The sequence below is a fragment of the Desertihabitans brevis genome, assembly GCF_003327535.1.
Classification (GTDB): Bacteria; Actinomycetota; Actinomycetes; order Propionibacteriales; family Propionibacteriaceae; genus Desertihabitans; species Desertihabitans brevis.
This window is the reverse complement of sequence record NZ_QOUI01000012.1, coordinates 48,506-72,020: the sequence shown is the minus strand read 5'-3', so window position 1 is coordinate 72,020 and position 23,515 is coordinate 48,506. Positions and strand designations below refer to the sequence as shown.

Here is a 23,515-nt window from a genome sequence, read left to right as displayed (position 1 = left end):
GCCAGGGACCGGCGTCCGCTCCTGTCGTGGACGAGAACCACACGCCCAGGCTCAGGCGTCCCAGCCGGGCGTGACGAGCCCGGACTCGTAGGCCAGCACGACCAGCTGGGCGCGGTCGCGGGCGCCCAGCCGGGTCAGCAGCCGGCCGACGTAGGTGCGCGCGGTGGCGGGGCTGAGGTGCAGCGAGCGTCCGATCTCGTCGTTGGACTCCCCCAGCCCCACGCGGGCGAGCACCTCCCGCTCGCGCGGGGTGAGCCCCGCCACCAGCTCCGGCCGCAGCCGCCGCGGCGTGCGGGCCACGAAGGTGGCCAGCACCTTGCGGGTCACCGCGGGCGAGAGCAGCGCCTCACCCGCGTGCACGGTGCGGATCGCGGCCCGCAGGTCGGCCGGCCCGACGTCCTTGAGCAGGTAGCCCGCCGCGCCGGCCTCGATGGCCGCGGCGATCTCGTCGTCGCCGTCGAAGGTGGTGAGGACGACCACCCGGGCGTCGGTCAGCGCCGGGTCGGCGGTGATGCCGCGGGTGGCGGCGATGCCGTCGAGCTGGGGCATCCGCAGGTCCATCAGCACCACGTCGGGTCTGAGCTGGCGGACCAGGCCGAGCCCGGAGCACCCGTTGTCGGCCTCCCCGACGACGGTGATGTCGCCGTCGCGCTCGGCCAGCGCCCGCAGCCCGGTGCGGACCAGCTCCTGGTCGTCGACCAGCACCACTCGGATCACCGGTCGATCCTCGTCGGCATCCGTGCCTCCACCGTGAACCCCTTCCCCGGCTCGCCGGCGGCGCTGAGCGTCCCGCCGAGGAGCCGCACCCGTTCGGTCATGCCCAGCAGCCCGGCGCCGGTGTCGGTGCCGGCCACCGGGCCGTCGCCGTCGTCGCTGACCCGCACCAGCAGACGGCCGTCGACCACCTCCGCGCGCACCTCGGCGTGCGCGGCGCGGGCGTGGCGGATGATGTTGGTGAGCGACTCCTGCACGACGCGGTAGGCGGCGGCGTCGACCGTGGGCGACAGCGCGCCGGCGGGCACCGTCACCCGGCTGCGGACGTCCAGCCCGGTCGCCGCCGCGGCCCCGGTGAGGTCGCCCACCGCTGCCAGCGAGAGCAGCCGGTCACCGTCCTCCTCGCTGCGACGCAGCAGCCGCACCAGCGAGCGCAGCTCGGCCAGCGAGGCCCGGCTGGCCTCCCGGATCCGTCCGACCGCCCGGGCCACGGCGGCGTCGTCGTGGCCGACCGCCTCCTCGGCGACCCCGGCCTGCAGGCTGATCACCGAGAGGGTGTGCCCGACGGTGTCGTGCAGCTCGCGGGAGATCCGTTCCCGCTCGGCGCGCACCTGCAGCTCGGTCTCGCGGCGGAGCTGGGCCTCGGTGAGCTCGGCGATCCGGGCCCGCTGCTCGGTCGCCAGCCGCCGCGACCGCACCAGGTGGCCGACGGCAACCGCGGCGGCGAACAGGGCCGCGTTGGCGATCGACTCGTACCCCAGCAGCGTCCCGAGGGGGACGTCGTCGTCGCGGATGCGGAAGGCGGTGGCGACGGTGAGCACCACCACCGCGGTGCCGACCGGCCAGAGCACCAGCCCCCGCTCGGCGGCGGAGAACAGCGCGGCGAGCAGCGGCAGCGCGACCCCGATCGGCGGGTAGTCGAAGGTGTAGTAGGCGAAGGTGGCCAGGGTCGTCAGCACGAGCACCGTGCGCGGCAGCCGCCGACGCAGCAGCAGCAGCGCCCCGAGACCGACGGCGAAGGCGTAGGCGCGCAGATCCGGCGGGCGGCTGCCGCCCTCCGACGTCGCCATCACCAGCGCCAGCGCGGCGGCGAGCAGGACCGCCAGCCCCGCGTCGGGCACCCAGGACGCGGCCGCGAGGGTCGACGTCCGGCGGGTCATGGCCTCAGCGTAGGGAGGCCGTCGCCGGTGGCGCACCCGTCGACGGGGGCGTCCGGGGTCGCTCCTCGACGTAGCCGGACGTCGTCGGAGCGCGGTGCTGCTCGCGCCGCTCAGCGGATCCGCCGCCGCGGCCGGCTGCCTAGCGTCGAGACCCATGAAGCACTCCCTGCGGGCCGTCCGCTGGCCCCTCGTCGTCGCTCTCGGCGCCTTCGCCCTGATCCGTCCGGTCACCCGGATCGTCACCGACCAGCTGGGGCTGTCCCCCGGGCCGGTGCTGCCGGTCGTGCTGACGGTGGTGGTGACCGCGGTCTGGGTCGCGGTGGTCGGCCTGTCGCGGGTGCCGCACCCGCTGCTCACGCTGGCGCTCGCCGGAGTGGCCTACGCCGTGCTGTCCACGCTGCTCAGCGCCGTGCTGTCGCCACTGCTCACCGGCGAGCTGCAGGGACCGCTGGCGACGCCGCTCGCCATCGTCCCGGTGCTGCTGGTCGGCGCCGGCTGGGGCCTGCTCGGCGGTGCGCTCGCCCTGCTGCTGCAGCGGGTCCGCACCGGTCGACGCGAGCCGGCGGGGCGGGCTGACCGGTGAGCCAGACGACGGGTCGCGACGGCGCGGACGGCCGCGGGCGGCCGGGTGAGCCCTGGCGCACCACGGGGGTGGCCGCGCTGGGTCTGGTCGGCGGCTTCCTCGCCGCCCTGGTGCTGCAGGACGTCCTCGGCCGGGGCCTGCTCGGGGCGCTGCTGCCCGTGCTGTCGGTGCTCGGCGTCGGGGTGGCGCTGCTGGTCGACCGGCGGGCCCGCCGCCGGGGATGAAGCCGGACCGGGCTCAGCCGTTCACCCCGGACGTCTGCTCCCGCCCGGCCAGGATCTGCTCACGCAGGATGTCGCGTGCCCGGAGTGGTGGGCGAGCTCGCGCAGCACCTGCAGGTGGATCCAGCGCACGGTGACGGGCCCGAACCGCTGGTGGCCGGTGACCACCTCGTCCAGCGAGCGGCCCGCGTCCCGGCTGCGGGCCGTCTCGCAGGCGGCGCGGAAGTCGGTCAGCACGCTCGCGATCGTGTCGTCGTCGGTGAGCAGGAACGACTCGTCCGCGGTGGCCGGCAGCCCGAGCTCGGTCCGCGGGGTGCCGGTGACGGCCTCGGTGAACCACACGGCCTGCACGAACACCAGGTGCTTGACCAGGCCGAGCAGCGTGGTCTGCGACGGCACCAGGCGACGCCGCGCCTCCTCCTCGGTCAGACCGTCCAGCGTCTGCTCGAGGTGCGCGCGGTGGGCGTCGAGGAACACCTCCAGCTGCACGCGTTCGTCCTCGGTGCCCACCACCATCGGGTCGGCCGGCTGGCTCATGGTGCGGTCTCCGTCTCGTCCGCCTGGCGCCGGCGCGCCGCACGCTCCTGCCGACGCTGGTCCCGCAACGCCCGCCCCGAGCCGACGAGCCCGCACCCCACCGCGACCAGGCCGCAGACCGCCGGAAGCCAGTGGTACGACTCCAGCGTCTCGCCGCGCTGCCAGTCGACCCACCGCAGGACGAGGAGGCCGAGCCAGACCACGCCCAGGACGATCCACGTCCACCACAGCACGCGCTGCACGCCGCCAGCCTGCCAGACCACTCCGCCTCCGCGACGGCCGGTGCCCCGCCCAGCGCGAGCCGGAAGCTGGTGAAGCTGGCGCGGCAGCGCGAGACGTCCCGCCGGCAGCATGGCGCCGTCTCCAGCACGGTTTCGAGGACACCGTCGTCGACGCCACGGTGCAGGTCGGGGTCGACCGGGACGGACGTCTAGGCCCGGATGACCTCGGCGATGGTCCCGGTCCGGGCGCCCTGGTAGGCGGCCAGGATCATCCCGAGGACCTCGATCCCCTCCTTCTCGGTGTGCAACGGGCGGCTGCCGGTGAGCAGGGCGTCGGCGAAGTGACCGATCTCCGCGCTGATCGTGTGCACCTTCTCGAAGGTGAAGGTCTCGCTGTCGCCCGAGCGCAGGTCGTAGGTCAGCGATGTCCCGTCGCTGTGCAACGAACCGAGCTCGCCGACGACCGAGAAGCGCTCGGTGACCGACGCCGGGGCGTAGGCCCAGCTGGTGACGAGGTGGCCCACCACCCCGTTGTCGAAACGGACCAGCACCTGGGCCGAGTCCTCCCCCTCCATGAACGTCAGGCGGTGGGTGGACAGCATCGCCGTGGCCTGGACCGGCCTCCCCCCGGCCAGGTGGAGCATCAGGTAGCTGGGGTGGTAGCCGGTGTCGATCAGCTCGCCGCCGCCGCTGGTGCTGGCGCTGGCCCGCCACCCCATGGAGTCGGGGTCGAAGTCGTTGAAGAAGCTGTCGGTCGTGCGCACCTCGTAGACCCGCCCCAGCAGGCCGCTGTCGAGCAGCTCCTTGGCCTTGGCCACGGTGGGCAGGAACAGCTGGTTGTGGGCGCACATCAGGGTGACCCCGTGCTCGGTCACCGCGCGCTGCACCTCGGCAGCCTCCTCGGCGGTCAGGCACAGCGGCTTCTCGCACAGGATGTGCTTCCCGGCGCGGGCCGCGGCCACGATGGCGTCCCGGTGCAGGTGGTGCGGGAGGCAGATGTCGACCGCGTCGACGTCGGCGTCGGCGAGCATCTCGAGGTAGCTGTCGTAGACCGGGACGCCCAGCTCCTCGCCGCGTCGCTGGCGGACGGCGGGGTCGACCTCGGCGACGGCTGCCACCGCGATCTTCTCCGCGTGGGCGTGGTAGCCCAGCAAGTGCGCGCTGGCGATGCCGCCGGCACCGATCAGCCCGACGCGGACGGTAGCGGTCATCGGGTGGCCTCCTGTTCCGCAGGGTGGATGGCACGGTCCTCGGCGGCGGAGCGATTGGCCAGGACGACCAGCCGGGTCAGCTCGACCGCCCGCTCCAGGTTGTCCTCGGCACGGGTGCCGTGGGTGATGTGCCCGACCCACTGGTCGAAGGCGTCCGGGCCGTCGGGGCCCACCTCGAGGACGTGCCGACCGTCGGCGTCGGTGACGACGACCCCGTCCTCGGCGTCGGAGTAGCGCAGGCTGCCCTCGGTGCCACTCAGCTCGATCGTGAACGGGGTGCGGCCGACGAAGCCCGCCTCGGCCACCCCGATCGACTGGTCCGGGTAGCCGGCCACGACGACGGCGTGGTCCTCGACCGCGCGCCCGGTGACCGCGCGGTAGGTGGCGGACACGCTGTCCGGACGGGCACCGAGGAAGAGCTGCAGCAGGTAGACCGGGTGGCAGCCGAGGTCGGTCAGCGCACCCCCGATCGCCGTCTCCGGATCGTAGAAGCGCTCCGGCAACCAGTTCCGCACCGCCCCGCCGTGGGAGAGCCGGACCCGGCCGTGGGTGAGCCGGCCCAGCCGGCCCTCGGCGAGGACGTCCTGGATGGCTGCGGTGTAGCCGTGGTAGAGCCGGGGCAGCGAGACCACCAGCGCGACCTGGTGGCGCTCGGCCGCCGCCACGACCTCCTCGGCCTCGCTGACGGTGGGCGCCAGCAGCTTCTCGGTGAAGACGTGCTTGCCCGCCTCCGCGGCCGCGACGATGAGGTCCCGGTGGACCGCGGTGGGGGCCGTCACCGTGACGGCGTCGATGTCGTCGCGGCCGAGCAGCGTCGGCAGGTCGGCCACGAACTCGACGCCGAGCCTCTCCGCGGCCTCCTGCCCGCGGTCGCGGTCGTCGTCCCACACGGCGACGAGCTCGGTAGCGGGGTGTTCCTGAGCGCGTCGGGAGTAGTCGTCAGCGTGCACGTGCCAGAAGCTGAGGACGGCGACGCGAAGGGGTGCGGACACGGTGCGGTGTCTCCTGTCGGGTGGACGACGCTGGCCGTGGTCGACGCTATCGCGGCGAGGACACCGGCAGAACCCGCACCGGCGAACTTTCTCACCCGACGCGTCCGGGACTCGACCACGCCGGTCCGGGTCACCGGCGGGGATCCCACCGACGACCGGGTCACCCCCGCGCGGTGCTGGTGACGGGCCAGCGTGCCCCGCCCGGCACCGAGGCACTGCCGCAGGAGCGGGTGGACAGCGACCTTGGCTGCGTCCGCCGAGCGGGCGCCCGGAGTCAGACGGTGCGGGCCGCCAGGACCTGCTCGCGCGGGATGTCGGCGTGCCCGCTGGTGGTGGGCCGGCTCCTTGAGCACCTGCAGATGGACCCAGCGCACGATGACCGGCCCGAACCGCCGGTGCCCGGTGACCAGCTCGTCCAGCGAGCTGCCAGCGGCGCGACGGCGGGCTGGCTCATGGTGCGACCTCCGTCTGCTCGTCCGCCTGGGGCCGCGTGCAGGGCGGTCCACGTCCACCCCAGCACGCGCTGCATGCCCGCAGCCCAGGAGGCAGGCCGGCTGACCGCCGGGAGGCTCAGACGGCCCAGTAGTAGCTGGCGGAGCCGTAGGCCGGGTACTCCGCGCGGCTGTCGACGTGGGTGAAGGTGCTGTAGCGGATGATCCCGGAGAAGCCGGAGCTCTGCGCGTAGCCGATGGTCTGGCTGACCGAGCGACCGCTGATGACGATGTCGGCGGCGATGCCGTACATGTGCTGGCTGTTGGAGGCCCCGTCGACGTTGGCGTTGTGGTTGATGCTGCGGAAGCCGCTGTTGATGGTGATGGGCCGGTCGCCGGACTTCTTGCGGACGGCCTCGAGCTTGTACATCAGCCGTCGCACGTTCTCCTTGACCTCGGCCGCGCCGACCTTGCCGCCGCTGAAGCCGGCGCCGTCCTTGGAGTGGAACTCGGAGAAGTTGAAGTGCCGGGTGGAGCCGTCCGTGTCCTCCAGCGCGTTCAGCGCGCGCTGGGTGTCGGGTCCGACGACGCCGTCCGCGGCGAGGCCGTAGGCGCGCTGGAACCGGACCACCGCGGCCTTGGTACCGGGGCCGAACGCGCCGTCGACGGCCACGTGGGTGCGGGAGGGGCCGTCGGCGGCCCAGCCGGCCACGCGGATCTGCAGCTCGCGGACGTCGGCGCCGGAGGAGCCCTCGCGCAGGGTGCGCGACCAGCTGTAGGCCTGCGCCTCGGTCGGGGCCACCAGGCCCACGGTGCCGAAGGAGAGCAGGACGGCGAGCAGGGCGGTCACCAGCCGCTGCGCGGCGCGGGACCGGGTCGGGGAGGTGGGGGCAGGGGTCACGGACATGGTCAACCAGCCTTCCAGAGGGGGTGTGTCGGGCGGGACGTCACCGACCCTAGGGAGGTCTGCTGCGGGGTGTCCAGGGTCTGCCGCGAAGAGCCCCCGACAGGATTCGAACCCGCGACCTGCTGTTTACAAGACGGGCAGTCCTCGGGCGTTGACTAGGGGAAACGCACCGCCAGGGCCACTCTGGTGCCACATCGGGGCCCGGCGCGCTACCCCGTCAGAGGTTCCAGGTCCGCCAGTTCACGATCGCAGAGATCCGCTGCTGGCTCACCCCGAACTCCGCCGCGAGCGACCGCTGGGACTCCAGTCCTGGCTGGCCGACACCGCCGGGCGGACCGTACCGGCGGCGGATCTCGTCGACGTCGATCTGACTCAGCTTCCGGTACTTCGCGTGCTCGCGCCGGTTGTCGGTGCCGTGCCGCAGCTTGTCGGCCATGTTCTCGACCTCGGTGGCGTAGCGCAGATTCGTGACGACGTTGTTCGTGCCGTCGTTGTCCCAGTGAGCCACGTCCATGCCTTTCGGCCGTGGGCCGAGGAACGCAGCAGCGACGAGGTGGTGCACGTAGCGCTTCGCGCGAGGCGCCGCCAACGTCACGACGACGTAGCGACCGCGGCACCCCATGCGTGAGCCGCAGCAGGCGTGGCGCCGGGGCACGGCCGGGCGTCTTGCCGGGGCTACGCCAGGAACGCACTCGCCCCAGGTTGCTGACGTCGTAGCCGTCGTGGTCGAGGACCGGTCTCCACACTTCTTGGGTAGCCTCCATGGCTAGCCCCTCTCTGCTAGGTCCAGATGAGCGGGTCAGGCCTCGGCGGGTGTTGGTAGCACCCCCGGGGCCGCTCCGAATCTACCGAGTGAGGGCGTCGATCCGGTCCCCCACGGAGTCGAGTCCATCTTCGAAGAGGTGGGCGTAGAGGTCCATCGTCATCGTCGCCGTCTGGTGGCCGAGCGCGGTCTGCACGGCCTTCACGTTGGCGCCTGACTCGATCATCCACGACGCCGCGGTGTGCCGCAGGTCGTGGGTTCGAACGTCCGGCAGTCCGGCTCGCTGGCGGGCGCCTGGCCGGTCCCCCTCCCCCACCCAGATCCGCTTCCACGACGACAGCCGCCACGGGCCACCGGCGCGGGTGGTCAGCAGCGGCTCGCCCGGAGCGCGGCCGGCGCTCTGCTCGACCAGCTGCTCCACCAGCCACCGCGGGACGGGCACGTCGCGGCTGCGGCCGTTCTTCGGCATCGCCTCCACCAGTCGCCCGCCCGCGCTGGTGAGGTTCCGCGCCACCCGCAGCCGACGCCGGCGGGCATCGAGCGAGTCGACGCGGAGCGCGGCCATCTCCCCGAACCGCATCCCGGTGCACGCCAGCACCCACACCACCAGCTGGTGCGGGGCGCATTCCTCGGCGAGCCGGCGCACCTGGTCCACCGTCAGGGGCCGCACATCCGCTCGCGGAGCCCGCACGGAGATCCCGGCCGTCGGGTCGGCCTGGAGCGCCCCGTCAGCGACAGCCGACCGCAGCACCCCCGACAGCACCGTCTTCGCCTGCCGGGCCGTCGCCGGCGACCGCGCAGCGAGCTCGCCCACCCACTCAGCCAGCTCGCCGTGCCGCAGCGACGACATCCGCCGCCCACCCCACCGCGGTTCCAGCTCGGCCCGCCACAACCGGCGGTAGCCGTGCAGCGTCGACGGCTTCAACCCGGCCCGGGCGCCGATCCAGGACTCCCACTGCTCCGCCACGGTCCGAACCGTCGCCCGCTCCGTGGGGCTCATCTTCAGCCGGGCGTCGAACGCCTCCGCGTCCTCGCGGTGGTCGAACGCCCGCCGGCGCTGCACCTTCCGCTCATCCCACCATCGCACCTCCCACCGCTTCCCGCGGCCGTACCGGTCGGAGCGGACCCGCTTACCGGTCTCGGGGTCGCGGCGGTGCCAGCGGTCAGAGACCGCCACGGGCCCGCCTCCGCGCCTCCCGTACACGTCGGAGCCGGTTCACCAGCGTCGGGTTGTGCTCGAGCGCCTCCCGGCTGTCGATCAGCTGGTTCAGCCGCTGGTGCAGCCGGGTCGGGCTGATCCCGAGCCGGTCAGCGGCGCGGATCCGTCCCGCCGGCGGCAGCGCACTGGCGGCCAAGATCTGCCGGTCCTCGTCGGTCACGGTGACAGCTCCAGCAGGTTCACGACCAACGCGATCAGCAGCAGCCCTCCGACGACGACCATCACCGCGATGCCGAGCCGTGTCAGGAACCCCTGCGGCGCCTTCTCCGCCAGCACGTTCTGCCGACGCACTTCCCAGTCGGCCTGGTCGATCTTCCCGGCGGCCTTCTGCGCGTCCAGCTGCCGCAGACGCTCCGCCTTCTCCTCGTCCCACTTCGTCACCGCTCGACTCCTTCGTAGCTCATGCCATCTCCTCCTCGTACAGCCTTGCCCTGTGCCTCACATACGCCACCTCCATCGGCGGGGTGTGGCGCCGGTCTACCCGCGCCAGCAGAGTGTCTCGGTCGACCCACAGCTCGTCGGCCGCGGTGTCGATGCAGCCGCGAGCCCACACCACCGCGTCGGCCACCTGTCGGATGCACGGCAGGAGCCGCTGCGCCGCCATCGCCCGAACGTGCCGCTCGACCACGGGTGGCTGGCATCCGACGTGTCCGGCCCGCAGGTGCTCGAGCTCGTGCGCGAGCGCGGAGCGGCGGCCCGCCTGCCCCAGGCTGGGGTCCATCCAGATCCGCCAGGTGCCGTCCGTCGCTGAGCGGCGCAGCCCGTGCTGCGCCTGCCAGAACACGACGACGTGCCCGAAGTGGTCACGCAGCTCCCGCCAGGGGTGGTGGAACGCGAACGGCGACATGGACCGAGACGGTAGAGGGAGCCACCGACAATCGGTCAGGAGTCGCCGCGCTCGGCCGCCTCGTCCTGCTCGCGGCGGCGGCGCTTCACCGGGTCCTCGACCGTCGTGTCGTAGGCGGCGACGTCGCCGGGCATCACCTCGGCGCCCGGCGGGATGTTCGGCGGACCCCCCGGCCGCAGCCGGGACACGGTGCCGCCGCGGTGCCGCCCCCGCATCTGCTCGACCATCGCCAGCAGCAGGCCCTTGTCTTCTACGCTCAAACGGCCATCGTCGCGAATCGCTGCCTCGACGCGGTCGTCGTCGACGTCCTCCGACCAGCTGAGACCCAGGCTGCGGACGAAGGCCACGATCACCTTCCGCTCCGAGACGCCGGTGGCAGCTGCCACCCGCCTGATGGCGTCGGCGTTGACGGTCTTCACCGGGTTCTCGGCGAGCATGTTCATCGCCTGCCGGCTGACCGGGTAGCCGGCCCTGGTCGAGCGGTCCGCTAGGTCCCCGTAGGACCATCCGTTGGCCTCCATCGCGTCGGTGATGAGCACCCCCAGCGGGTGCCGTGACTTCATGGCCACGATGGTTCTCCTCCCCCGGCGCTTTCCGCTACGACGGCGGACACCCCAACGGCTAATCGAACGCCCACTTTGCTGGACACCAGCACGCTAGCGGCTGTCACTGAAAAATCCCCACAACCGTGCGGCTGTGGGCCGCTCACGACAAGTAGCGCTTGACGAGGTGGACACCAGCCTGCACACTTGGAGCAAGCAGCACTGGACACTTGAGAAAGGATCACTTACCGTTGACTACGACAGCAACGATCACTCCGATCCGGCGAATGGAGGTCTTCATGCAGGTACGCCGAGAGGCGCCGCGCCGCATCAAGGGGACCCTGATGATCAAGGGCCGCTCGCAGCGCTGGCTGGCCCAGCAGTGCGGGTTCGAGTCGCACTCCTACATCGGCCGGATCCTGGCCGGGAAGGTCACCACGGTCACCGCCGACACCGCCGTCAAGCTCGCGGCGGTCCTCGAGATCCCCCTCGACGATCTCTTCGTGCCCAAGGTGTCAAGTACGTCTTACCGCTCCGGCAAGCAGCGCGAGGTGGCGGCGTGACCACCGTGCGCGACACCTTCGTCTACCGCGTCTACGACGCCGACGACCGGCTGCTCTACGTCGGGCGGACCCGTGCGCCGCGCCGCCGTCGCTGGCAGCACGAGCAGCGCTCCCCCTGGATCGAGCAGGCGCACCGGTGTGTGCTCCGCGGCCCCTTCGACGCGTTCGACGCCGGCGAGGTCGAGCAGGAACTCATCGCCTGCCTGCTGCCGCTGCACAACCGGCACCACCTGCCGCACGCCGCAGCGACGCCCCAACTCGAGCACCTGTTCGACCTCACAGTGGGGGCGGCGGCGTGATCACCGCCGACCTGACCACGGTCGAGGTGGCCGTCCAGCTCCGCACCGACCGGTGGACGGTGACGAAGCTGATCCACCGCGGCGAGCTCCCCGGCGCCTACCGTCTCGGCGCGCACGCGAAGCGGGCTGGCCGGGGCCACTGGCGGATCCCGCAGACGGCGGTCGACATCTACCGGCGCAACCACCGCCACGAGGCCGCCTGATGACCGGCCAGCAGCTCAAGGAGCAGGGCATCTCCGATGTGCAGGCCGCCGATACCGCCCCTCACCGCGGGCATCGTCAGCAGATCGAGACCGTGGCGCTGGCTCTGGCCAAGGGCGGCGTCGACTTCACCGCCGAGGACGTGCGTCGGGTGCTCGTGCTCGCCGGCGTCGGTGAGCCGCACTCCCCCAACCTCCTGCCGTCGGTGTTCGGGTCGCTCGCCTCGCAGCGGCTGATCGAGCCCGCCGGCTGGACGAGGGCGACCCGCCGCAGCAGGCACGCCGCCACCCTCCGCGTCTGGCGCGGCCCGAGCACGGACGCCGCCTGATGCGCCGCCCGAAGGACATGGAGCTGGCCCGCTGCGGCAAGTGCCTCCGCCTCGGCACCAGGCGCTGGCTCAAGCACCACCAGCACCGGTGCCAAGCCCACCGGCCCGACGCCGCCTGACCCACAACACAGATCGGGCTCGCCCCCACCGACCAAGGCAAGAGGGCGAGCCACAACCGAGAAGGAGTCTGCCATGACCCGCAACCAGATCGACCAGTACGTGAAGCGCGAGGCGGCGCACCACGACCGCCGCCAGGGCTCGTGCAAGCGCCGCACGAAGCCGCCCATCCTGCGCCGCCAGCGCCAGGAGCAGGAGGTGTCGGCGTGATCCCCGCGCTGAGCATGGACGCCGTCCGCTACCTCAAGACCCTGCACGCCCGCGACCTCGCCCGCTCGTGCGACCGCCACACCCACCACGAGACCACCACGTTCCTGGATGCGATGGAGCGGGAGGCCCGGGAGTCGTCGTCGGATCTGGTGCTCGCGTACTCAGAGGTGCGCGACGCCGTCCCCGAGGACCTCGAGGTCGACTACTGGGACGGGGACGAGCAGTGAACGCCCGCCGCGCCCACACCTGGGCTGGACAGCCGATCTGGGACCGGCCGACTCGGCTGTGCACCTGCGGCCAGCGCCACCTGCTCCCGGTGCTGCGCTCCGACCGCCGCGACGGCCCCACCGTGCACCGCGAGCGGTCGAAGCCCCGCCGCGCCTTGGAGGTGGCAGCGTGAACGCCCCCGAGTTGGCGCAGCTGGCGTCCTTTGTGCCGCTCCGCCCTAGCCGGCCGGGCTGGGTGCTGTGCGACGACTGCGGCGGAGACGGCGCGATCGCCGGCTTCGACCAGGACGGCAACCCGTGCCCGCTGCTCTGCCCCACCTGCCACCCGGACGCGGTCGCCCGCGCCGAGGGCTGGTCGTTCCCCGACTGGGCATGGGCGCAGATCCTCGAGGACCGCAAGCAGGCCGCCTGGGACCGGATCTGCGACCGGCGCGACAAGACCGGAGCCGGACGGTGAAGGGGCTGCCCGGGTGCCCGGACTGCCACGGCACCGGCTCCGTCCGGGTCGAGGGCGGCGCGCCGGATGAGCAGATCGACGACATCTGCGTCCCGTGCGAGGACGCCCTGGAGCGGATCGAGAAGGCGTCTCACGGGCAGGGGTCGTTCCGCGACCGGCTCAACGCCACAGCCGACGTGCTCGGGGAGGTGGCGTGATGCCCCGCCTGATCGCCACCTACGAGCCCGGGTCGGCAGAGTGGCTTGAGCAGCGCAGCACCCGGCTCGGCGGCTCTGAGGTCGCCGCGGTGCTCGGGCTGTCGCCGTGGGAGTCCCGGCTGTCGCTGTGGCTGCGGAAGGCCGGCGCGGTCGGCCCGCAGCCCGACACCGCCGACACCGAGTGGGGGCGCCGCCTCGAGAGCGCGGTGCTGCAGCGGTGGCGCGACGACCACCCCGACTGGCGGGTCCGCCGCCGCGGGCAGACGTTCCTGCACGACGAGCACGACTGGATGCTCGCCAGCCCCGACGCCATCGTGCACCGCCGCCGCCGCGGCGAACTGGACGAGGTCGTCGAGGTCAAGCAGGCCCGCTACGACGACGAGTGGGGCACGCCGGGCACCGACAAGATCCCGGTCTACTACCTCACCCAGGTCCGCTGGTACCTGGCCGTGCTCGGCCTCCGCCGGGCCCGCGTGATCGTGCTCATCGGCGGCACCGACTACCGCGAGTACATCGTCGAGCAGGACCCGGGCGACCTCGAGCTGATGATGCGGGAGGGCCGCGCCTTCCTCGACTCGATCGCCGCCGGCCAGCGCCCGGACATCGACGGCCACGCCCAGACGCTGCAGGTGCTCCGCGAGGAGCACCCCGACATCGACCGGGACACCGAGACCGAGCTCGACGCGGCCACCGCGCTGGCCTACCTCGAAGCCGAGGCCGCGCTCGAGGCGGCCAAGACCGAGTCGAACCGGCGCAAGGGCCAGGTGCTGCACGCCATGGGCCGCACCCACCGGGCCGTGTTCGCCGGCCGCCGGATCGCCTACCGCACCGCCCGCAAGCGGGCCGACGGCAGCCCCGGCACCCCCTACCTCCAGCTGCAGCGCAGCGAGACCAAGAAGCCCGCCATCACCCAGCCGAAGGAGAACGCAGCATGAGCCAGATCGCCCAGCGCCACCAGCAGCAGCAGGACGTGCAGCAGAAGAAGCCGACCCTCGTCCAGATCGTCCAGCGGATGCAGCCCGAGATCGCCCGGGCGCTGCCGAAGGGCATGGACGCCGACCGGGTCGCCCGCCTCGCCCTCACCGTCATCCGCCAGTCCGAGATGGCGAAGGCCAAGGGCACCTCCAAGCACAGCCTCGCCGACTGCTCCGCGGACTCGTTCGCCGGCGCGCTGCTGACCGCGGCCGCGCTCGGTCTGGAGCCCGGCGTGAACGGGGAGGCCTACCTCGTCCCTCACGGCCGGGAGTGCACCCTCATCATCGGCTACCAGGGCATGGTCAAGCTGTTCTGGCAGCACCCGATGGCACGGCACATCGACGCCCAGCCCGTCTACGAGCAGGACGAGTTCTCCTACGCCTACGGTCTCGAGCCGTACCTCATCCACAAGCCGGCCCTCGGCGACCGCGGGCAGGTCAGCCACTACTACGCCGTCGCGTCGCTGACCACCGGGGCGAAGGTGTTCCTGGTCGCCACCGCCGACGAGGTGAAGAAGCTCCGCAGCGGCAAGGTCGGCTCGAACGGTGGCATCCCCGACCCGATGCGGTGGATGGAGCGCAAGACCATGCTCCGCCAGCTGGTGAAGATGCTCCCGAAGTCGACGCAGATGCTCAACGCGGTCGCCGTCGACGAGCGCACCGGCACCGACCTCGCCGTGGAGAAGGTGCCCGAGCAGCTCACCACTCCGGGTGCCCCCGCGATCGAGCCGCCCTCGGCGCCGGCCGAGAAGGTCGACACCGCGACTGGTGAGGTGCTCGACGTCCAGGAGCTCCCCGAGGGCTATGACCCGTCGCAGGAGCCCGAGGGGTGGCGGTCGTGAGCCTCACCGTGGATGGGCTGCCCCGTGCGAGCAGCAAGCAGGTCGGTCTGGTCGTGGCGCGGATGCGCCGGGTCGGGCTCACGGACCGCGACGCCGGCCTCGCGTTCTGCGCCCGGGTGGCCTGCCGCCCCATCAGCTCGCGGTCCGAGCTCACCGCCGACGAGGCGTCGTGGGTGCTCACCGCCCTGGACACCTGGCACCGCGACGGCGTCGACCCCACCCAGCAGGTGAGCGCCTGATGCGCACCTTCATCTACGCCGTCATCGGCGTTGCGGTCGCGCTGCTGGGTGCCGCGTTCGCCGCGCTGGCCGTGGCCGACCTGCCGCTCCTGCTGGTCACCGGCGGGCTGTCGGTCGCCTGCTGGCTGGCGGTCATCACCCTGTGCGGCGTCCTCGCCGCCGCGGAACGCGACGAGCAGGAGGTGTCCCGGTGACGCTCACCCTGCGACCGCTGCAGGACTGGACCGGCGGCAAGCACTCGATCGAGCGGTCCCGGTTCGACAGCCCGTGGTCGAAGACAGTGCGCCTCCTCGAGCGGGAGGTCGAGCTGATGCAGGGCCGCGGCCTGGTCGTGCAGATCGATCTGCGTGAGGCCGACTTCCGCCTCGACGGCAACGTCCGCGCCAAGGCCACCGTCGCCACCCCACGCGTGCGGGTCCTGTTCGACACCCCGGACGGCACCATCGTCTTCCAGGCCGGCCGCTACACCCGCTGGCGGGACAACGTGCGCGCTGTCGGCCTGAGCCTGGAGGCGCTCCGCGGCGTTGAGCGCTGGGGCGCCATCCAGGGCGGCGCCCAGTACAAGGGCCTCCTGCAGCTCGAGGCCGGCGGCGGGATGTCCACGGATGACGCGGTCGCGCTGCTGCGGCAGTGGGCTCCCTACTCGGAGGTGCCGGCTAACGCCAGCTACGAGTCGCTGTGGCGCCGGGCCCGGGCCAACGCGCACCCGGACCGCTCGCACGACCCCGACGCCTTCCACGCCGTCATCGAAGCGGGTCGCGTGCTGGGGATCGGCGGTGCCCGGTGAGCGACAACCGCACCACCCGCTGGGTGGCCGACGTGCAGCGGGTGCTCAACGAGGTCGGTGGGGAGCGCGGCCGACAGGAGGTGAAGTGGGGCGAGCAGAACCACCCCAACGGCACAGGCGGCACCCGGTCGCTGCTCCGCGACGCCTACGAGCCGAACCTCGACCTGCGGACCGGCGCCGAGCTGGCCGCCATCTTCACGGCCCGAACCGACCGCCTCGCCGCCGCCGGCCGGCTCACCTACGAGGCCATCCTCACCGAGGAGTGGGCAGAGGCGATCGCATGCGACGACCCGGCCGAACTGCGCGCTGAGTTGGTGCAGGTGGCAGCGGTCGCGGTGGCGTGGGTGCAGAAGATCGACCGCGAGCAGGGGGCCGGCATCACGGTGACGGCGATCCGTTCCCAGCCCAACCCCGAGCTGTGGCTCACCGACGCCGGCCATGTCTGGCAGCGCTGCGACGACGGCTCCCTCCGGTGCATCAACGGCACCGACCAGCCTGAGGATGAGTCGGACGTCCGCCGGCGTTTCGGGCGCCTGCGTCGTCTGGTGCCTGAGAGCGAGGCCGGCCAGTGACCCGCCGCCAGAAGACCGCCGTCCTGGTCGCCTCCATCGCCGCACTCCCGGCACTCCTCCTCGCCTGGACCGCCGGCTACCTGATCGACATCACCAGAGACGAGACCCGCTGATGAACAACGACGACCGCACCACCCTGACCTACGAGACGCTGGCCCGGCTGCGCGAGGCGTTGGCCGAACCGCAGTGGCACAACCCGCTTGGCCGCGACCAGATGGCGGCCCTGCTGGCTGCTGCTGAGCGGCTACGCGAACTCGAGGCCGGGGACCAGCAGCGGGTGTGCGAGTGGTGTGGTGCTCCGGCTCGCGGCGATGCTTGGCACAACGACGGCCGTCTGCACCCGTCCTGCGGCGAGCCGGACCACGGACAGGGCTGGGTGCCGGGTAGCAGCATCGAGCGCCACCGCGCCGAGGCCGCTGAGCGGGACCTGTCCGAGGCTGAGGAGGGTGCGCAGAGCCTGCTGCGGTCCTACGAAGCAGAGCGCGCTGAGCGCAAGGCCCGCGAGGCTGACCTGGCCAAGGCCCGGGCCGCGCTGGCCCGCGTGCAGGGCATCGCCAGCGGCAACGCCACCGCTGCTCGGGCACGAGGCGCTGGCGAGGAGGAGCGCCGCTGGCTGGACGCGCTCGCGGTCCTCGACCAGGCCACCCGCCCGGGTTCCGCACCGGCCGGTGCTGCCGAGGCGGGTGAGCCTGGTGAGTGAGCGCACCTACTTCCGCAGCCAGGACGGCCGTCGCTGGCACCGATCGACCTGCCCCAACGTGCGGGCGTTCATGCCGCGATGGAAGTGGGCCGAGGGGTTCAGCGGCGCTCAGATCGTCCTCGGGCTGATAGCCAACGGTCTGATCGAGCAGGTGGTTCCGTGCCGCCGCTGCAAGCCGGAGGACACACCGTGACCGACTACGTGTGGACCGCCCCGGTTGCCCGGAAGCGGCACCGCTGCCAGATGTGCGGCCGAGTCATCCTGCCCGGGGAGTCCTACCAGCGGATGGCAGGCCTGGACCGCTGCGAGGCGTGGACGTTCAAGTGCTGCGACCACTGCTCCCGAGTCGTCCACGCGTGGACCCGCCACAGCGGCGAGTCCGAGTGGTACGAGGACGCGATCTGGGACTGGTTGGCCGACGGGCACCCGACCGTCTACGCCGCCGCCCAGGCGGGCTGGCGCTACCCAGACGGAGAGCTGGTCCCGCTGCCGTTCCAGCCGCGGTGCTTCACCTGCGGCACCTTCATCGGGGGCGATGCCCTGTGGTGTCCGCCGTGTGACCGCGCACGCATCGACCGGATCGCCAGGTCGCTGGAGTCGATCTCGGCCGAGCTGCGGAGGGCGTCGTGACCGGGCTCAGCGTGACGGCCGGAGCCGCTCCGAGAACCACGAGTACCGGATCGCCTGGTTCGGGTCAGTCCGCGCCGGCCGCAACCGCTCCACGGGCAGCCAGCGTTGCACCAGCTGCTCCCCACCATCCTCGGTCGGTTCGACCCAGCAGCACAGCGCCTGCCACCGGTAGGCGTGCCGGTGCCAGGCGATCACCAGCCCCTGCACCGGCGCACCGTGCGGACCTGAACCGAGGATCCACACGTGGCGGGTGTTGCGCGGGGCCGGCCACTCCTTGTCCTTCTGCCGCTGCCCCATGCGAGCACGGTAGAACACGTGTTCGATTCGAGGCCAACGATGCCTGAACCGTCCACCGTCCTCGGCGCCCACGACAACCGCCGCCACGGCCATATCGCCGTCAGCCAGCCCCGACCGGACGCTCCCATCCTCGCCTTCACCAGCACCCACGAAGGGCTCCTCAGCGTCTGCTTCGGGCACGTGCCGGGACGCCTCGGCCTCGGCCAGGCCGACAGCGGCGTCCACCTCGACCCTGACGCCGCCCGCGCGCTGGCCGCCGAGCTCACATGGTGGGCCGACCAGGCCACCAAGCCCGCACACGACCCGCTCGAGCAGGACGACCTCCTCAGCGTGCTCCCGGAGGTCGACCATGCCTGAGCCGTTCTACTCCGACGACACCACCACGCTGCACCAGGGCGACGCGCTCACCGTGCTTCGCCAGCTGCCGGCGGCCGCGGCCGACTGCATCGTCACCAGCCCGCCCTACTTCGGCCTCCGCGACTACGGCCACCCCGACCAGTACGGCCTCGAGGCCACCCCGGCCGAGTACATCGACCGCCTCCGCGAGTTGTTCGCCGAGGCGCGCCGGGTGCTCGCCGACGACGGAACGCTGTGGCTCAACCTCGGCGACTCCTACGCCAGCGACCCTGGGGCCGGCCGAGGGTCTAGCAGCGCCTTGCAGGGTCGAAAGCACGATGCTGTCCAGGCACCCAGCCTGACGACGCGCCGGAAGAAGCCGGGCGTCGCCGTCCCCCGCAAGAGCCTCCTCGGGATGCCGTGGCGGGTGGCTCTGGCGCTCATCGACGACGGATGGACGCTGCGCAACCAGGTGGTGTGGGCGAAGCCGAACGCCATGCCGGAGTCAGTCACCGACCGCCTGAGCAGCCGCCACGAGCTGCTGTTCCTGCTCACCAAGGGGCCGCGGTACTGGTTCGACCTCGATCCCGTGCGCGAGCCCATCCTGCATCCGGACAAGCCCAGCACCGTCGGGGGCAACCACATCGACCAGGGGCGTCGGCGCGGCGGCAAGTGCGACCCGAGCACTCGCTTCCGCCCAGCTGACGGACAGCGCCACACCGGCGGGCACACCGCCGGGCGCAACCCGGGCGACGTGTGGACCATCCCGACCCAGCCCTTCCCCGGCGCCCACTTCGCCACCATGCCGGTCGCCCTCGCCGAGCGGTGCGTGCTCGCAGGGTGCCGACCCGGTGGCACCGTTCTCGACCCGTTCTCCGGCTCGGGCACCACCGGGCTCGCAGCAGCCCGCCACGGACGCCGCTACATCGGCATCGACCTGTCCGCCGACTACCTCGAGCTGTCGCTCCAGACCCGACTACGGCAGCCAGGCCTCGACTTCGCCGGCGGCGTCGCATGAGCCACCCACCTGACCACACCGGCTGCCCGCTCTGCGACAGCAGTCGAGCCCTGCCCGATCGGTGCACCCGCTGCTGCTGGCACCGCACGCAAGGCCACCACCCGAACTGCCCCGACAGGAGAACCCGATGACCATCAGGCCAGGCCAGATCTACGACCCCGCCGTGCGCGATAACGACAGCTGGCGCAGCGAGCCGACCGCCAAGCACCCCGTGCGCGTGGTCGAAGGACCACACCGCGACCGCTGGCGCACCGTCGACGTCGTCACCGTCGAGAGGCTCGACGGCAAGTACCGGCGCAACGTCCTCGCCAGCCAGTTCCACCAGTCCGACACCACCCACACCGGGGCCCGGCGCCAGTACGGCTACATCCTCCGCCCGGAGGCCACCGCCTGATGCCCAACGTCGACAACCCGCTCGCCGGTATCGGACGCGCCCGCCTCGAAGCCCGCCGCCGCGCCACCGCCCAGCGTCTCCGCGCCGCCCGCCAAGCCGGCCTGCAGGGCGCCGTCGAGCGCTACACCGCCGACCTCGCCGCCATCGACAGCCAGCTCGACCAGGCACAGGTGACCGCGTGAGCCAGCCGCTGCTGTTCGACGTCGGCCCGCTCGCCCGGCACATGGTGCTGCCGAACATGAGCCTGGCCTGCGGCCGCGACCTCCTCGCAACCTGCGATGCCGCCGACAAGGCCGGCCGCACCGAGTCGGTGCTGTCCACCAGCAGCGCCGACACCACCTGCCCGGCCTGTCTGGCCGAGCCGATCCGCGACCTCATCCGCTGGATGCAGACCGACGTCAAGACCCGCGGGCCGCGCCCCGGATCGGGCCTGTTGCCCCCGTGCCAGGACGTCTCCGTGGCCGGGCGGCGCCGCACGAAGGCCGAGGCGGCCGCCTGATGCTCACCCTTACCGACATCTTCGCCGGCGCCGGCGGCTCCTCCTCCGGCGCCGCGGCGGTACCTGGGGTGCAGGTCGTGATCGCCGCCAACCACTGGCGGCTCGCGGTCGATGTGCACAACCTCAACCACCCCGCCACCGTGCACGCCTGCGTCGACCTCCACATGGAGGACCCCCGGAACTTCCCGCGCACCGACCTGCTGTGGGCCTCCCCCGAGTGCACGAAGTGGTCGATCGCGAACAGTCGCGCCCGGCAGCTGTCGGTCGCGATGGGCGGTGACCCCACCCTCTTCGATGACGTCCCGGCCGACCTGGAGACGTCCGACCAGGAGGAGATCGACCGCTCCCGGCTGCTGATGTTCGACGTACTCCGCTTCATCGAGCACCACCGCTACCGCGCCGTCGTGGTCGAGAACGTCGTGGACATCGCCACCCAGCCGAAGTACGCCAGCGCGTGGGCTGCCTGGCGCCGCGGGCTCCGCCGCCTCGGCTACGCCTTCCGCGTCGTCTCCCTCAACAGCATGCACGCCCAGGCGGTCGGCGCCCCCGCCCCCCAGTCGCGGGACCGGCTGTACGTCGTCGCCTGGCCCGAGCGGGAGAAGGCGCCCGACCTCGACGCGTACCAGCGGCCGAAGGCCTGGTGCTCCCGCTGCGACGTCGTCGTGGAGTCCAGGCAGGCGTGGAAGCCCGGCCGCACCGTCGGCCGCTACCGCGCCCAGTACGTCTACGTCTGCACCGCCTGCGGCCAGCAGGTCGAGCCGGGGTGGCGCCCGGCCGCCGACGCCATCGACTGGACGCTGACCGGCCAGCGGATCGGCGACCGCGCCCGCCCCCTCTCGCCGAAGACGATGGCCCGGATCCGGGAGGGCCTGCGCCGCTACGCCCACGAGTTCGTGCTGGAGGCCGCCGGGAACACCTACGACGTCCACGACCCCCGGCACCCGCGCTACGGCGAGCCCGGCGGGTACAGCCGCGCCTGGCCCGTCACCGAGCCCCTGCGCACCCTCCACACCACCAGCTCGAAAGGGCTGCTCATCCCGACCGAGGGCCGCGACGGCAAGCTGGCCATGTCGGCCGGGCAGCCGTTCCGCACCCAAACCACCCGCAACGAGCTCGGCATCCTCACCACCCTCCGCGGCACCAACGCCCCGAAGACCACCCGCGACACCCTGGACACGGTCGCCGCTTCCGGCAACCACCACGGGCTGCTGGTGCCCTCCGGCGGCACCTGGCACACCGAGGCCCACCCGACCGGCGACCCGATGCGCACGGTCACCACCAGCGAGAACCACGGCCTCCTCGTGCCGTACTACTCCGCCAGCGAGACCGGCCGGCCCACCAGCCAGCCGATCGGCACCCTCACCACCCGCGACCGGTACGCGCTGATCATGCGGAACAACACGCCCCGCGGCGACGCCGGCCAGATGACCACCCCGGTCACCGAGCCGATGCGAACCCTCACCGCCGTCGGCGCCGGACAGTCCGTTCTCGAGCCCACCACGATCGATCCCGAGGACTGCACCTTCCGGATGCTCGAACCGCACGAGATCGCCGCCGGCATGTCGTTCCCGCTCGACTACCAGTGGCAGGGGTCCAAGCGGGACCGGGTCAAGCTCGCCGGCAACGCCGTCACGCCGCCCGCAGCACGCGACCTCATCGCCGCCGTCGCCGCCAGTCTCCTCGGGGAGGCAGCGTGAGCACCTGGACCCTGCCGCTGCCGTGGACACGGCCGCCGCTGTCGATGAACGACCGCCTCCACTGGCGGAAGAAGCGACCGATCGTGGCCGAGATCCGACGCGTGGGCGCGCTGCTGGCTCGACAGCAGAAGGTGCCCGCCTGCGCCCGGGTCGAGGTCCAGCTGCACTACCGGCCCAAGGACAACCGCCGCCGCGACGCCTCCAACCTGTGCGCGACCAGCAAGCCGCTGATCGACGGCCTCGTCGACGCCGGCGTGGTCCCCGACGACTGCGAGCCGTACCTGACCGAGGTCATGCCCCGACTGCACCCAGCCGAGCCCGGACAGCCCGGTGCCCTCTGGCTCACCATCACCGACCTCACCGACGAGAAGGAGGGCACCCGTGCCTGACCTGTCCGCTGCTGACGTCCCTGCCGCCGTCAACGCCGCAGCCCGGGCTCTGGTCAACGCCGAGCCGCACGAGGCAGTGGGGAGCGCATGGAAGGTTGCCGCCACGATCGCTCTGAACGCTGCTCTGCCCGCTCTACGTGCCGCACTGTGGCCGTGCGACAACTACGCAGCCCCTCGGACCTGCCTGACCGCTCCCAGCAGCGAGCCAGGACGTTGCGACTTCTGCTCAGAGCAGGCAAGTGCCACCGTCGAGTGGGCCGACGCCGAGCAGGACATCGAGTGGGGGTTCCGTCACCGGGAGACGGGGGATCAAGTCATCCGAGTCCCGGGCAAGGCGTCACCAGCCGGGATGGTCGGAGACAGCCCCGGCGTGACGGCCATCGTGCGCCGCACGGTCGGCCCGTGGGTCGAGGTGACCGAGTGACCGCCACCGTCACCGATGTCGATCTGCTCGCGCACCTTGATTGGACGCCCGCCTGCCAGCTGCCCGACTGCGAGCACGACCACCCGGAGGCCACTCACCGGCTGCTCATCCTTCCTGCCTGGACGGCCTGCCGGTGTCTCGACGGGCTGCTGGTGTGCACCCCGTGCGGAGCGATGGCCGACACCCAGTGGCGCGGGAGCCGCTTCCCCGCCCTGGCCGAGTGCCCGCTGTGCAAGGCAGAGGACGTCGTGCGCAGTGTCCCGCTGGAGGTGCGAGCGCTGTGACCCGCGTCGACTGGCTGGTGTGCGCGGCCTGCGGCACCACCGGCTGCGCCATCGGCCACTACGCCCCCCGCATCCCGTTCTGTCCCGACTACGCCACCGCGGCGCTGATCCGCCGTAGCCACTACCTGGGCGACGAGAGGAGACGCAGATGAACGCTTGCAAGGAACGCCGCGGCAGCCTGGCCGGTGTTCGACGCCACGAACGAGCGCACCAGCCGGTGTGCCGCTCATGCCGCAAGGCGCGGCGCGACTACTGGAACCAGTGGAACAAGGCTCGGCAGGGCATCACCGCACCGCTCACAGATGACGAGCTCCTCGTCGAGCTCGAGCACCTCCGCGGCAGCGACGACCCGGACAGCATCGCCCGCCGTCTCGGCTACAGCTCCGGCATCACCCTCGCCCGACGGCTCTACCGGATGGATCAGCGCGACCTGGCACGCGTCTTCGACCGGGCAGGAGCGGCCGCAGCATGAGCCCCTACGGCAAC

45 protein-coding genes and 1 pseudogene are annotated in these 23,515 nt (G+C 72.4%); 31 read left to right on the top strand and 15 right to left on the bottom strand.

Annotated features, from left to right (window positions below; all coding sequences use genetic code 11):
* Positions 1-51: 51 nt before the first annotated feature.
* The gene (locus DT076_RS16930; RefSeq protein WP_114127888.1) at positions 52-717 is read right to left on the bottom strand and encodes a response regulator; all 666 of its coding nucleotides are present in this window, start codon (positions 715-717) and stop codon (positions 52-54) included.
* Positions 714-1,874 (bottom strand): sensor histidine kinase, encoded by a 1,161-nt coding sequence (locus DT076_RS16925; RefSeq protein WP_114127887.1) that lies wholly within the window; start codon positions 1,872-1,874, stop codon positions 714-716. The genes DT076_RS16930 and DT076_RS16925 overlap by 4 nt, the downstream gene beginning before the upstream one ends.
* Positions 1,875-2,028: 154 nt before the next feature.
* Here DT076_RS16925 and DT076_RS16920 point away from each other — a divergent pair, with 154 nt between their 5' ends.
* A complete protein-coding gene (locus DT076_RS16920; RefSeq protein ID WP_114127886.1) occupies positions 2,029-2,457 on the top strand; it encodes a hypothetical protein in 429 nt (142 codons plus the stop codon).
* Positions 2,454-2,681 (top strand): hypothetical protein, encoded by a 228-nt coding sequence (locus DT076_RS16915; protein WP_114127885.1) that lies wholly within the window; start codon positions 2,454-2,456, stop codon positions 2,679-2,681. The genes DT076_RS16920 and DT076_RS16915 overlap by 4 nt, the downstream gene beginning before the upstream one ends.
* Before the next feature lie 21 nt (positions 2,682-2,702).
* Here DT076_RS16915 and DT076_RS16910 read toward each other — a convergent pair whose 3' ends face one another.
* The 12 genes and pseudogenes from DT076_RS16910 to DT076_RS16855 all read right to left on the bottom strand — a co-directional run bounded on the left by DT076_RS16910 (position 2,703) and on the right by DT076_RS16855 (position 10,369).
* Complete coding sequence (locus tag DT076_RS16910) at positions 2,703-3,215, bottom strand: DinB family protein (protein ID WP_233494027.1); 513 nt, start codon at positions 3,213-3,215, stop codon at positions 2,703-2,705.
* Positions 3,212-3,457, bottom strand: a complete 246-nt coding sequence (locus DT076_RS16905) for a hypothetical protein (protein ID WP_147264186.1) — start codon at positions 3,455-3,457, stop codon at positions 3,212-3,214. Before DT076_RS16905 ends, DT076_RS16910 begins: the two co-directional genes overlap by 4 nt.
* 188 nt (positions 3,458-3,645) lie before the next feature.
* Positions 3,646-4,647, bottom strand: coding sequence for a Gfo/Idh/MocA family protein (locus DT076_RS16900; RefSeq protein WP_114127883.1), 1,002 nt, complete (start codon positions 4,645-4,647; stop codon positions 3,646-3,648).
* Positions 4,644-5,639: a Gfo/Idh/MocA family protein gene (locus tag DT076_RS16895; protein WP_114127882.1), complete on the bottom strand. Its 996-nt coding sequence runs from the start codon at positions 5,637-5,639 to the stop codon at positions 4,644-4,646. The genes DT076_RS16900 and DT076_RS16895 overlap by 4 nt, the downstream gene beginning before the upstream one ends.
* Positions 5,640-6,209: 570 nt before the next feature.
* A complete protein-coding gene (locus tag DT076_RS16890) occupies positions 6,210-6,977 on the bottom strand; it encodes a D-Ala-D-Ala carboxypeptidase family metallohydrolase (RefSeq protein WP_114127881.1) in 768 nt (255 codons plus the stop codon).
* 217 nt (positions 6,978-7,194) lie between these two features.
* Entirely contained in the window at positions 7,195-7,539 is a 345-nt protein-coding gene (locus DT076_RS16885; RefSeq protein ID WP_158548184.1) for an HNH endonuclease, read from the bottom strand.
* 103 nt (positions 7,540-7,642) lie between these two features.
* A pseudogene (locus DT076_RS20470) lies at positions 7,643-7,741 on the bottom strand (NUMOD4 domain-containing protein); the annotation flags it as partial.
* Positions 7,742-7,822: 81 nt separating this feature from the next.
* Positions 7,823-8,917 (bottom strand): tyrosine-type recombinase/integrase, encoded by a 1,095-nt coding sequence (locus tag DT076_RS16875; protein ID WP_114127879.1) that lies wholly within the window; start codon positions 8,915-8,917, stop codon positions 7,823-7,825.
* A complete protein-coding gene (locus DT076_RS16870; protein ID WP_114127878.1) occupies positions 8,904-9,119 on the bottom strand; it encodes a DUF3263 domain-containing protein in 216 nt (71 codons plus the stop codon). Before DT076_RS16870 ends, DT076_RS16875 begins: the two co-directional genes overlap by 14 nt.
* Entirely contained in the window at positions 9,116-9,340 is a 225-nt protein-coding gene (locus DT076_RS16865; protein ID WP_114127877.1) for a hypothetical protein, read from the bottom strand. Before DT076_RS16865 ends, DT076_RS16870 begins: the two co-directional genes overlap by 4 nt.
* 19 nt (positions 9,341-9,359) lie before the next feature.
* Positions 9,360-9,806 (bottom strand): ImmA/IrrE family metallo-endopeptidase, encoded by a 447-nt coding sequence (locus DT076_RS16860; RefSeq protein WP_114127876.1) that lies wholly within the window; start codon positions 9,804-9,806, stop codon positions 9,360-9,362.
* 35 nt (positions 9,807-9,841) lie between these two features.
* A complete protein-coding gene (locus tag DT076_RS16855) occupies positions 9,842-10,369 on the bottom strand; it encodes a hypothetical protein (RefSeq protein WP_114127875.1) in 528 nt (175 codons plus the stop codon).
* 278 nt (positions 10,370-10,647) lie between these two features.
* On the opposite strand from DT076_RS16855, the gene DT076_RS16850 reads away from it, so the two are divergent.
* From DT076_RS16850 to DT076_RS16780, 18 genes are all read left to right on the top strand, one after another.
* Positions 10,648-10,911 (top strand): helix-turn-helix domain-containing protein, encoded by a 264-nt coding sequence (locus tag DT076_RS16850; RefSeq protein WP_158548183.1) that lies wholly within the window; start codon positions 10,648-10,650, stop codon positions 10,909-10,911.
* Complete coding sequence (locus DT076_RS16845; protein WP_114127873.1) at positions 10,908-11,210, top strand: hypothetical protein; 303 nt, start codon at positions 10,908-10,910, stop codon at positions 11,208-11,210. The genes DT076_RS16850 and DT076_RS16845 overlap by 4 nt, the downstream gene beginning before the upstream one ends.
* Positions 11,207-11,413 (top strand): excisionase family DNA-binding protein, encoded by a 207-nt coding sequence (locus DT076_RS16840; protein ID WP_114127872.1) that lies wholly within the window; start codon positions 11,207-11,209, stop codon positions 11,411-11,413. The genes DT076_RS16845 and DT076_RS16840 overlap by 4 nt, the downstream gene beginning before the upstream one ends.
* A complete protein-coding gene (locus DT076_RS16835) occupies positions 11,413-11,739 on the top strand; it encodes a hypothetical protein (protein WP_114127871.1) in 327 nt (108 codons plus the stop codon). The genes DT076_RS16840 and DT076_RS16835 overlap by 1 nt, the downstream gene beginning before the upstream one ends.
* A gap of 192 nt (positions 11,740-11,931) precedes the next feature.
* On the top strand, positions 11,932-12,066 hold the full coding sequence (locus DT076_RS20295) for a hypothetical protein (RefSeq protein ID WP_267896841.1): 135 nt from the start codon (positions 11,932-11,934) through the stop codon (positions 12,064-12,066).
* Positions 12,063-12,293, top strand: coding sequence for a hypothetical protein (locus tag DT076_RS16830; protein ID WP_114127870.1), 231 nt, complete (start codon positions 12,063-12,065; stop codon positions 12,291-12,293). The genes DT076_RS20295 and DT076_RS16830 overlap by 4 nt, the downstream gene beginning before the upstream one ends.
* Entirely contained in the window at positions 12,290-12,466 is a 177-nt protein-coding gene (locus DT076_RS19490; RefSeq protein ID WP_158548182.1) for a hypothetical protein, read from the top strand. The genes DT076_RS16830 and DT076_RS19490 overlap by 4 nt, the downstream gene beginning before the upstream one ends.
* Complete coding sequence (locus tag DT076_RS16825; protein ID WP_114127869.1) at positions 12,463-12,750, top strand: hypothetical protein; 288 nt, start codon at positions 12,463-12,465, stop codon at positions 12,748-12,750. The genes DT076_RS19490 and DT076_RS16825 overlap by 4 nt, the downstream gene beginning before the upstream one ends.
* On the top strand, positions 12,747-12,947 hold the full coding sequence (locus tag DT076_RS16820; protein ID WP_114127868.1) for a hypothetical protein: 201 nt from the start codon (positions 12,747-12,749) through the stop codon (positions 12,945-12,947). Before DT076_RS16825 ends, DT076_RS16820 begins: the two co-directional genes overlap by 4 nt.
* The gene (locus tag DT076_RS20290; RefSeq protein ID WP_114127867.1) at positions 12,947-13,882 is read left to right on the top strand and encodes a YqaJ viral recombinase family nuclease; all 936 of its coding nucleotides are present in this window, start codon (positions 12,947-12,949) and stop codon (positions 13,880-13,882) included. Before DT076_RS16820 ends, DT076_RS20290 begins: the two co-directional genes overlap by 1 nt.
* A complete protein-coding gene (locus DT076_RS16810) occupies positions 13,879-14,763 on the top strand; it encodes a recombinase RecT (protein WP_114127866.1) in 885 nt (294 codons plus the stop codon). The genes DT076_RS20290 and DT076_RS16810 overlap by 4 nt, the downstream gene beginning before the upstream one ends.
* A complete protein-coding gene (locus DT076_RS16805) occupies positions 14,760-15,002 on the top strand; it encodes a hypothetical protein (protein ID WP_147264183.1) in 243 nt (80 codons plus the stop codon). The genes DT076_RS16810 and DT076_RS16805 overlap by 4 nt, the downstream gene beginning before the upstream one ends.
* Positions 15,002-15,196, top strand: a complete 195-nt coding sequence (locus tag DT076_RS16800; RefSeq protein WP_114127864.1) for a hypothetical protein — start codon at positions 15,002-15,004, stop codon at positions 15,194-15,196. The genes DT076_RS16805 and DT076_RS16800 overlap by 1 nt, the downstream gene beginning before the upstream one ends.
* On the top strand, positions 15,193-15,789 hold the full coding sequence (locus DT076_RS16795; RefSeq protein ID WP_114127863.1) for a hypothetical protein: 597 nt from the start codon (positions 15,193-15,195) through the stop codon (positions 15,787-15,789). Before DT076_RS16800 ends, DT076_RS16795 begins: the two co-directional genes overlap by 4 nt.
* A complete protein-coding gene (locus DT076_RS19690; protein WP_199539252.1) occupies positions 15,786-16,361 on the top strand; it encodes a hypothetical protein in 576 nt (191 codons plus the stop codon). The genes DT076_RS16795 and DT076_RS19690 overlap by 4 nt, the downstream gene beginning before the upstream one ends.
* A gap of 112 nt (positions 16,362-16,473) precedes the next feature.
* Positions 16,474-17,061, top strand: a complete 588-nt coding sequence (locus DT076_RS16785; protein WP_114127862.1) for a hypothetical protein — start codon at positions 16,474-16,476, stop codon at positions 17,059-17,061.
* Positions 17,054-17,254, top strand: a complete 201-nt coding sequence (locus tag DT076_RS19235; protein WP_147264182.1) for a hypothetical protein — start codon at positions 17,054-17,056, stop codon at positions 17,252-17,254. The genes DT076_RS16785 and DT076_RS19235 overlap by 8 nt, the downstream gene beginning before the upstream one ends.
* Positions 17,251-17,691, top strand: coding sequence for a hypothetical protein (locus DT076_RS16780; RefSeq protein ID WP_114127861.1), 441 nt, complete (start codon positions 17,251-17,253; stop codon positions 17,689-17,691). Before DT076_RS19235 ends, DT076_RS16780 begins: the two co-directional genes overlap by 4 nt.
* Positions 17,692-17,697: 6 nt before the next feature.
* On the opposite strand, the gene DT076_RS16775 is transcribed toward DT076_RS16780, so the two are convergent.
* On the bottom strand, positions 17,698-17,988 hold the full coding sequence (locus DT076_RS16775; RefSeq protein ID WP_114127860.1) for a hypothetical protein: 291 nt from the start codon (positions 17,986-17,988) through the stop codon (positions 17,698-17,700).
* Between the two features lie 39 nt (positions 17,989-18,027).
* On the opposite strand from DT076_RS16775, the gene DT076_RS16770 reads away from it, so the two are divergent.
* The 11 genes from DT076_RS16770 to DT076_RS16725 all read left to right on the top strand — a co-directional run bounded on the left by DT076_RS16770 (position 18,028) and on the right by DT076_RS16725 (position 23,501).
* The gene (locus DT076_RS16770; RefSeq protein WP_114127859.1) at positions 18,028-18,345 is read left to right on the top strand and encodes a hypothetical protein; all 318 of its coding nucleotides are present in this window, start codon (positions 18,028-18,030) and stop codon (positions 18,343-18,345) included.
* Complete coding sequence (locus DT076_RS16765) at positions 18,338-19,342, top strand: DNA-methyltransferase (protein WP_114127858.1); 1,005 nt, start codon at positions 18,338-18,340, stop codon at positions 19,340-19,342. The genes DT076_RS16770 and DT076_RS16765 overlap by 8 nt, the downstream gene beginning before the upstream one ends.
* Positions 19,343-19,469: 127 nt before the next feature.
* Complete coding sequence (locus DT076_RS16760; protein ID WP_114127857.1) at positions 19,470-19,736, top strand: hypothetical protein; 267 nt, start codon at positions 19,470-19,472, stop codon at positions 19,734-19,736.
* Entirely contained in the window at positions 19,736-19,918 is a 183-nt protein-coding gene (locus DT076_RS16755) for a hypothetical protein (RefSeq protein ID WP_114127856.1), read from the top strand. Before DT076_RS16760 ends, DT076_RS16755 begins: the two co-directional genes overlap by 1 nt.
* A complete protein-coding gene (locus tag DT076_RS16750) occupies positions 19,915-20,235 on the top strand; it encodes a hypothetical protein (protein ID WP_114127855.1) in 321 nt (106 codons plus the stop codon). Before DT076_RS16755 ends, DT076_RS16750 begins: the two co-directional genes overlap by 4 nt.
* Positions 20,235-21,932 carry a DNA cytosine methyltransferase gene (locus DT076_RS16745; RefSeq protein ID WP_114127854.1) on the top strand — a complete coding sequence of 566 codons (1,698 nt, stop codon included), beginning with the start codon at positions 20,235-20,237 and terminating at the stop codon, positions 21,930-21,932. The genes DT076_RS16750 and DT076_RS16745 overlap by 1 nt, the downstream gene beginning before the upstream one ends.
* A complete protein-coding gene (locus DT076_RS16740; protein WP_114127853.1) occupies positions 21,929-22,321 on the top strand; it encodes a RusA family crossover junction endodeoxyribonuclease in 393 nt (130 codons plus the stop codon). The genes DT076_RS16745 and DT076_RS16740 overlap by 4 nt, the downstream gene beginning before the upstream one ends.
* Positions 22,314-22,745, top strand: a complete 432-nt coding sequence (locus tag DT076_RS16735) for a hypothetical protein (RefSeq protein ID WP_114127852.1) — start codon at positions 22,314-22,316, stop codon at positions 22,743-22,745. Before DT076_RS16740 ends, DT076_RS16735 begins: the two co-directional genes overlap by 8 nt.
* Positions 22,742-23,029, top strand: a complete 288-nt coding sequence (locus DT076_RS16730) for a hypothetical protein (RefSeq protein WP_114127851.1) — start codon at positions 22,742-22,744, stop codon at positions 23,027-23,029. Before DT076_RS16735 ends, DT076_RS16730 begins: the two co-directional genes overlap by 4 nt.
* Positions 23,026-23,181 carry a hypothetical protein gene (locus DT076_RS19485; protein WP_158548181.1) on the top strand — a complete coding sequence of 52 codons (156 nt, stop codon included), beginning with the start codon at positions 23,026-23,028 and terminating at the stop codon, positions 23,179-23,181. The genes DT076_RS16730 and DT076_RS19485 overlap by 4 nt, the downstream gene beginning before the upstream one ends.
* Complete coding sequence (locus tag DT076_RS16725) at positions 23,178-23,501, top strand: hypothetical protein (RefSeq protein ID WP_147264181.1); 324 nt, start codon at positions 23,178-23,180, stop codon at positions 23,499-23,501. The genes DT076_RS19485 and DT076_RS16725 overlap by 4 nt, the downstream gene beginning before the upstream one ends.
* Positions 23,502-23,515 lie beyond the last annotated feature (14 nt).